The 7000-nt window shown below is 40.4% G+C and carries 6 protein-coding genes; 4 read left to right on the plus strand and 2 right to left on the minus strand.

The features are described from left to right. Positions 1 to 231: 231 nt before the first annotated feature. Positions 232 to 834 (plus strand): RNA polymerase sigma factor, encoded by a 603-nt coding sequence (locus tag G457_RS0110410; protein WP_026946429.1) that lies wholly within the window; start codon positions 232 to 234, stop codon positions 832 to 834. Next, complete coding sequence (locus tag G457_RS0110415) at positions 809 to 1042, plus strand: hypothetical protein (RefSeq protein WP_026946430.1); 234 nt, start codon at positions 809 to 811, stop codon at positions 1040 to 1042. The genes G457_RS0110410 and G457_RS0110415 overlap by 26 nt, the downstream gene beginning before the upstream one ends. A gap of 37 nt (positions 1043 to 1079) precedes the next feature. Here G457_RS0110415 and G457_RS0110420 read toward each other — a convergent pair whose 3' ends face one another. Next, positions 1080 to 1964 carry an alpha/beta hydrolase gene (locus tag G457_RS0110420; RefSeq protein ID WP_026946431.1) on the minus strand — a complete coding sequence of 295 codons (885 nt, stop codon included), beginning with the start codon at positions 1962 to 1964 and terminating at the stop codon, positions 1080 to 1082. Between the two features lies 1 nt (position 1965). Further along, positions 1966 to 3393 (minus strand): aldehyde dehydrogenase family protein, encoded by a 1428-nt coding sequence (locus tag G457_RS0110425; RefSeq protein ID WP_026946432.1) that lies wholly within the window; start codon positions 3391 to 3393, stop codon positions 1966 to 1968. Positions 3394 to 3718: 325 nt separating this feature from the next. On the opposite strand from G457_RS0110425, the gene G457_RS0110430 reads away from it, so the two are divergent. Beyond that, positions 3719 to 4237: a hypothetical protein gene (locus G457_RS0110430; RefSeq protein ID WP_035483597.1), complete on the plus strand. Its 519-nt coding sequence runs from the start codon at positions 3719 to 3721 to the stop codon at positions 4235 to 4237. A 30-nt stretch (positions 4238 to 4267) separates the two neighbouring features. Further along, positions 4268 to 7000, plus strand: a 2733-nt coding sequence (locus G457_RS0110435; RefSeq protein ID WP_026946434.1) for a hypothetical protein, incomplete at its 3' end; no start/stop codon positions are given.

The raw sequence follows: 7000 nt of genomic DNA on the forward strand, positions 1-7000 counted from the left end.
CTTGAATTGGGTTTGTTTTAAAGTTTCCCAATAGTTTTAGGTTAGTATTTACAGTTTTGAATGAAATCAGAATAAAATTTGGGGAAACTACGAGGAATAAAAAAATCCTCAAATCCATTTGGGAGAAGTAGTCTAAAACACTACTTTTAAATCCATTTCTCACTAAAAATCAAAAATCACCAAAATCTATACTATGGCTTAGACTTTTACGTTGTTCATAAACTATAAACAATGAGTAAGCAGATAGGACCCCGAGATGGTGAGTTGATCACGCAATATCGTAATGGCCATGAGGCCGCCTTTGATCTATTAGTAGATCGCTATAAGTCAAAAGTATTCACGACTATTTTTCTGATCGTAAAAGATCAGGATTTGGCAGAGGATCTTTTGCAAGAGGTGTTTGTGAAAGTCATCAACACGCTAAATTCTGATCGATACAATGAAGAAGGCAAGTTTCAGCCCTGGATCATGCGAATCGCGCACAATTTGGCAGTAGATCACTTTCGGAAAGCTAAGCGGTATCCGATGATCATGATGGAAGATGGCTCCAATGTGTTCAATTCCTTGCGCTTTTCAGAAGGAAATGCGGAAGACGAAAAAGTGAAAGAAGAAGAGATTGCACTAGTCAGAAGATTGATTGATGAATTGCCAGAGGCTCAAAAGCAAGTGCTGATTATGCGGCACTACATGGATATGAGTTTTCAGGAAATTGCCGATCAGACAGGTGTGAGTATCAATACAGCTTTAGGAAGAATGCGCTATGCATTGATCCACTTACGAAAGAAAATGAAACAAATAAATTTTGCCTATGACAAAACTATTTACCCCAAATGACCTGGTCAGATATATCTATCAGGAAATGCCGGAGGTAGAACAAGAACTCTTAATGCAGGCCTTGCGAGATGATCAAGATCTCATGCAAGAATACCTAGAAATGCTGAGCACGATAGAGTCACTCGATCAAATCCGACCTCTACCTTCGGAAAAAGTAGTAAAGGCTATCAAATCGAGAGCTCATTCTACGGGACTTCAAAAAGTCTAAGGAAACGGTAACCCTGCCAATAGGCAGGGTTTTTATTTTAGCGAAGCGCCTCAATGAAGTTTGCAATGTCGGAAATCACTGTGGCATAGGTGGCTGGCGTAAAACCATGTCCTTGTCCTTCGATAATTTCATATTGGAAATTTACCCCAGCGCCAGTTAATTCGGCTGCAAGCAAATCACTCTGTGAAATCGGTACTACTGTATCTTCGGTACCATGAAAGAAGATACTGGGAACAGAAGAACTACTTACAAAATTTACGGGGCTAGATTGGAAATAAGCATCTGGATTTGACTCAGGAGTTCCTCCCAATAATGCTGTCAATCCTGATTGCGTTACAAAATTGAAACTGTGCAGTGATTCAAGTTCAGTAGGAGGGAACAAAGCCATTACCGCCTGAATATTTCCGATTTCTTGATGCTTATAGGTATGCAAAAGTGCCAAATGACCTCCTGCACTGGCACCTGCCAGGTAGATTTCATCACTGATATTCCATTCGAGTTGATTTTCCAAGACATGTTCAACTGCTGCGATCACGTCATTTTCCTGGGTGGGAAAGCCATTGGTGTTTGAGATGAAATTGTACAGCCTATAATTAATTGCTACAAAAGCAAAATCCGGTAAAGCTTGTTCGAATGCTGTTCGAAATTCCAAAAACTCCTCCTTTGATCCATCTATCCAAGCACCGCCATGTATATATATAAGTATAGGAGTGTCTTCCAAAGTTCTCCTGGCAGGGAGAAATACATCCATTACTTGGCGAGTATCCGTTCCGTATGCCTCATTGGTAAGTTCCATGGCCAGCAGAGGGCCATCCGGCAAGGGGTCATCTGTGGAGCTACAACCCTGAAGAAGAATAACTGCAAAAAAGAAACTGTAAAAAATCCATTTCGAAGCTTTTGATAAAAATTGTTCGCTTGTCATATTAAAACCATTTGATAAGTGATTGAATAATTTGTTTTGTTTTTATTCCGAAGGGAGGTCGTAAAAGGGTCGCGTTGTTCAAGCCCACGCGTTGTTTCAATACGGCTTTTTCGTTGCTGAAAGCTAAGAAGCCATAATATCCATGAGCTTTTCCAATGCCGCTATTGTTCACACCGCCAAAAGGCAATTCATTATGGATGAAATGGAGCACACAGTCATTGATAACTGCTCCTCCGGCACTAGTCTGGAGGAGAACATCTTCGTATTGCTTACTTTGATCAAAGACGTAAAGCGCCAAGGGTTTTGGTTTTCGATTGATATAATCAATAGCTTCTTGAAGATCAACATATGTAAGAATTGGAAGAATAGGTCCAAAAATTTCTTCTTGAGCGACTAGCATTTCATCTTGCACATTGGTAAGCAATGTAGGTTCGATAAATCGATGGTGATGATTATTTTTTCCTCCAAATTCTATTTCAGCTCCCTTTTCTACAGCGTCATCCAAGTACGATTTCAATCTTGAAAAGTGCCTATCATTCACAATCCTCGCCATATCCTTGGAGTTTTCTATCCCTTTGTAGTCAGGGTCATACATTTGCTGAATAGCCTGCTTCAATTCAGCCAGAAGTAAGTCTTTTTGCGATTCATGGACCAAAATATAGTCTGGAGCTACACAGGTTTGCCCGCAGTTGACCAGTTTTCCATAGATGATTTTTTGAGCGGCATCTTTGATATCAGCTGATTCGGTGACTATGGTAGGGGACTTCCCACCTAGTTCCAAAGTGACAGAGGTCAAATGCTTGGCTGCATGCTCCATCACGATTTTGCCAATTTGTGGACTTCCGGTAAAAAAGATGTGATCAAAGGGCAAAGCCAACAGCGATTGAGCCACTTCTGCATCGCCTTGAACTACCATGACTTCATCTTTTTCAAAAAGATCCGAAACCATCTCAGCAAGTAGCGCGGAGGTATGGGGGGTCAACTCGGAGGGTTTGATGATGCACGGGCAGCCAGCAGCCAGGGCAGAGACCAGCGGGCCAACTGCCAGATTGAAGGGATAATTCCAAGGAGAAATGATCAAGGCCACCCCTTTCGGCTCAAACTGTACACGAGCTTTTGTCCCCAGCATGGGCAGGGGTGTAGGCAGCGATTGGGCTTTTATCCAGGACTTCAAATGCTTTATCGTGTGATTGATTTCGGAGGTTACAGGAAAGATTTCCGAAAGATCTGTTTCCGTTTCCGGTTTTTGAAAATCATCCCAAAGAGCTGTTCTGATGGCTTGTTGATGGTCCTTGATCCAAGATCTGATTGCCTTTAATCGATTGATTCTTTCCTGAGCAGTAGAAGATCTCCAGGCAACTGCAGTTTGCTGCTGTTTTTTAAGGATGTCATAAAGACTGGTTGTCGTTGTATCTAATGTGCTTTCCATAGAACCAAATATTTCTGAGATCAAGATACAGAATCAGTATTAAAAGGGTAAAAAGTTTTTGGATTAATACTGTGCAATAAAGATGAGACTTGATAAATGTCAATTTTCACGAACTGTTTAATGAAAAAACACTAACTCTAAACAAAAAAGCGTTTTAGAGTCATAAAATTTCATTTCATACCAAAAATTTTGCATTACGTATCAAAATTTTTTGAAAAAGGCTTGGAAATGAAAAACATTAAAGTGTATTTTTACAGCAAATTAATGCCATCGTATCTTCTTTTGAGATTTGGTGGATATAAGAATCGAGAAAATTTTAAAAGCTATGAATACTTCTACCTTGATTTTCAAATCCAAATCAGCCCCTCGGGTTTCCATTTTTGGATTATTGTTATTGATGCTGTCATTTTTCACCATATCGAGTGCAAATGCACAGAATATCAGTGAATTGAATCAGTTTTTAGGCTCTCAGGAGGCTGAGCAGCTAGGGATTGATAATGGCTATTTATTTGGAAGTCAACCTACTATTCATATCACTCGGACAAGAATTATACTTCCAGAAGAGGGAATTCCTTCGAAAGCGGAGATCAGTATGAGTGCTATGAATCGTCTATCAGAGGCAGGTGATGCATTACAAAATGCGGAAATTCTACAGGTAAAAATATCAAGTGAGGATCAAAAATCAGGAAGTATTCCTGCGTCTGTATTGGATCAAATGCCCTCACTAAAGGTGATTTTTATTTTGTCGGAGGCGCCGATCTCTTCATCGGAGGTACAAAGTATGGTTTCATCTATTCAGAATCCGGCAGTGAAGATTCTTTACCTCTACTCACAGCCTGTTTAAAAAACAAATTCAGATCTAAATCCTAATACTATGGATCAGCAATACAAAATTTTTGGAAAGATCAGCGGGGTATTTGCCTTGTTGATACTCTTGTTATTGGGTATCTTCAATCAGTCCTTCGCACAAAATCAAAATGTCAAGCCATTTACTCAGCGGGTAGGAACACCTGCTCCACCAAATGGAATTTTCCGTATTAAAGGAGACTATACTCTTATCGGGAATACCAACTTGACTTTAGAGGATTATGGAGATAACACCAATAACTCGAACAATGAAATGATCTATGTGGATATAGACGGAGATGGGCAGACGCTGAACTCCTCTTCATCTACTTTGGTCTTTTCTCAGGAGAATGGTATTGATCCCAATTGTTCAGAGATCCTCTACGCAGGGCTTTATTGGTCAGGAAGATCTACTTCTGACCAATATGTCGTTAATATTGGAGGAACTAATGTAACAACTGATATTTTTCATAATCAGAGTATTGGTTCAGGTTCTTCTTATTCATTAACGATGTCCAGAGGTGGCTCTCTTAATGATTATTATGCTATTTACACCTTTGCTGGTTCAGGTGACACATATCAATTTCATTTTACAAATGATCAAATTGGTCCTAACGGAGAAAGGATGTATTATACTATTAACGGTGGTAGTCCAATTTTTCCATCAGGTCAAATTCGTGAAACAAATGTACCCTCAAACGATCAGGAGAGAGTTACTTTTAATCCGATTGTATTTAATGATGGATCAAGAGTCATCTCTATAGATGAACTGACTCGCGAAGAGGACGAGGATGCTCAAGAATCTGATTTTTTGAATAATCAAAATTTTGCTAGAGTTACAATAACTAGCGGTGGCACTACTCTCGACAAAAGACAAGTAAAACTGAAAGGTCCTGGAGCTGCAAATTATACTCAAATTACAGCCTCAAATTCCAATATTCAATATTCCTCAGGTGGAAATTTGGCGGATATTTTTGTTGGTTATTCCGACATCACTCAATATGTAAAAGACAATGGTCTTGGAGAGTACACTGTTGCGGACCTGGCTTTAGTTGAAGGAGATGGAGGAGCTACTGGTTATTTTGGACAGTGGGGTATTGTCGTGGTCTACCAAAATGAAAGGATGCCTTGGAGAGATGTTACGCTTTTTGACGGTTTTTCTTACGTCCAATCTCCTGGAGATGGAGATTTGGCGGAAGGGGTTTTGAATATTTCAGGCTTTAATGCGGCTCAAAGCGGTGATGTGAATGTAAAGCTAGGTGTAATGGCCGGAGAAGGTGATCGCGGGATTACAGGAGACTTTTTGGAAATTGAAGCTGGGGTTAACACAAATGATTGGAGAAGACTATCTCATCCACTTACCACGACAGGTAACTTTTTTAATTCCTCCATATATACTCCAAATAGGGATGCCAGCAATGATTTAGTTGTCAATCCTCGGAATCCGAATATACTTAATAATACCGGTATTGATATTGCGATGTGGAATATCGATAATACCAATAATCAGATTATTGCAAACAGTCAGACTTCTACCCGCTTCAAGTATGGTACGACCCAAGATTTGTATGCCATTTACTTCGTGGCCTTTGCAGTAGATGCCTATGTTCCTGATGTAGAGGCTTTCCATCAATTGATTGATATAAATGGTCAAGGACCTGGAGCTACTATTGAGCCAGGTCAAGAAGCTACATTCACTGTAGAATTAACGAATAAGTCTCTCACGGAAGGAGATGAGCAGGGCAAATTGGAAATTGCCATCCCATTTGGTTCAATTGTAGATTTAAACAGTTTTGAAACTGAATTTCACACCAGTGTTACGCCAGGTGGAAATAGTGCTCCGACCTTTGATCCGAATACAAGTATTTTGACCTGGCAATTTGGAGATTTGCCCTTATCCAGTGATGTTGGGCTGACTGTTGATGATGTGCTTGCTACGCTTACCTATTCGTTGATAGCAACGGATGACTGTTTGATTCTTTTTGACAACGAATGTTCTCTACCAAGTATGAGTGTGGATGGAACTGTTTCTGTAGTGGGTGCGATTTCTGGAGCTCCTTTGGTTGATGACCTAATAATTGATCGAGATACTTCAGATCCTTGTGCCGGTGATACTGGTTTACGAGGACCGATTGAAATTTCTTTTGATACGAGTAATTTTCAGTGCAGTGAGTTTATAGCTGACTTCGAATTCTGTGCACCTAAGGATGAGGTGACTTTGGCAGAGATCGAAGCTATTTATGACTTCCCTGATGGATATACATTCTATGACGGAACTGATAGAACTATAGCAAATCAGTTCGATGCCAACACTCCATTCCCTGGGGCTGGAACTTACTATGCATTTCCATTTGACTCGAATATTTTCTCTGGTTGCTACACGGAGTTTACTATTTCTATTATTCCAGCGCCTACCCTAGTGGTAAATGATCCAGCAGCTGTTTGTACTCCAGGTACGGTTGATTTGACAGCTGATGCAGTTACTGCAGGAAGTGATTCTGATTTGACATTTACTTATTGGACAGACGAGGATGCGACTGTTTCCCTTCAGAATCCAGCTGCTGTAGCCACTTCAGGTACATATTATATCAGAGCTAAGAATGCAGCTGGCTGTTTTGTGATTGAGGCTGTTGATGTGGTGGTAAATGAGACTCCGATTGCGCCGGTATTGGATGTTCCTGCACCAGCTTGTGATGCGACGAGCGTGACGATTACATTCACCGCTGAGGCTGGAGTTGAATACTCCTTGACCAATACATTT

This window comes from Algoriphagus marincola DSM 16067, assembly GCF_000429405.1.
Taxonomy (GTDB): Bacteria; Bacteroidota; Bacteroidia; order Cytophagales; family Cyclobacteriaceae; genus Algoriphagus; species Algoriphagus marincola.

Excerpts from the sequence above, each read along its gene's own strand:
- G457_RS0110410 (WP_026946429.1), top strand. The coding sequence starts at position 232 with ATGAGTAAGCAGATAGGACCCCGAGATGGTGAGTTGATCACGCAATAT.
- G457_RS0110415 (WP_026946430.1), top strand. The coding sequence starts at position 809 with ATGACAAAACTATTTACCCCAAATGACCTGGTCAGATATATCTATCAG.
- G457_RS0110420 (WP_026946431.1), bottom strand. The coding sequence starts at position 1,964 with ATGACAAGCGAACAATTTTTATCAAAAGCTTCGAAATGGATTTTTTAC.
- G457_RS0110425 (WP_026946432.1), bottom strand. The coding sequence starts at position 3,393 with ATGGAAAGCACATTAGATACAACGACAACCAGTCTTTATGACATCCTT.
- G457_RS0110430 (WP_035483597.1), top strand. The coding sequence starts at position 3,719 with ATGAATACTTCTACCTTGATTTTCAAATCCAAATCAGCCCCTCGGGTT.